1 protein-coding gene is annotated in these 565 nt (G+C 66.2%); it reads right to left on the minus strand.

Features of this window, described 5'->3' with window-relative positions; all coding sequences use genetic code 11:
• Positions 1-65: 65 nt before the first annotated feature.
• Positions 66-377 carry a hypothetical protein gene (locus tag AOQ53_RS44360; RefSeq protein WP_148640441.1) on the minus strand — a complete coding sequence of 104 codons (312 nt, stop codon included), beginning with the start codon at positions 375-377 and terminating at the stop codon, positions 66-68.
• Positions 378-565: the final 188 nt, after the last annotated feature.

A 565-nucleotide genomic window follows, 5' to 3' on the forward strand; every position in this document is an offset into this window, starting at 1 on the left:
CCGCGCAGCCACCATCTGGATCGGCAGCCTTCTGTAAACCTGATGATCACAACTAGAGACGCGCCCTAGAAGTCCTTCAGGGAAAGGGGTGAAGATTTGCGGAGCCGGAGGATTTCCATACCGGTCACACGGCGCGGACAATCCCCTGCGACGGGCGCACGGAGGTGCCGCGCAGGCCCATGAAAGAAAGCGCGCGCCGGTCGGCTGCCTCGTCGAGCCGGCGTGGCGAGAACCGATGCGCCGACGCGGTCGCCCAGCACGTCGAACGCGAGCACGCTGCTCCCCGTCGCGGCAGCGCCGTTCTCCTTGGCGACGGTGAACGCGGTGAAGTAGTAGGTGACCGTGATGGTTCTGCTGTTCTTCGGCGCGAGTTCCACTGAGGCTGCTTCCCAGCGTGGTCCGGGCACGCGGGTATGGGTAGGTGGGAGCGACGCGGCGGCACGGCATCCATGACCGTGCCGCCCTGGCGGCATGTCCGGCCAGTGACAGCACCGGGCTTAGGGGTCCTTTCAGAATGCCGGGACTTTGCGGGCGAGGGTCATGCAGTGGGCGAGCTGGAGGAGAG

The sequence above is a fragment of the Streptomyces azureus genome (assembly GCF_001270025.1).
GTDB lineage: Bacteria > Actinomycetota > Actinomycetes > Streptomycetales > Streptomycetaceae > Streptomyces > Streptomyces azureus.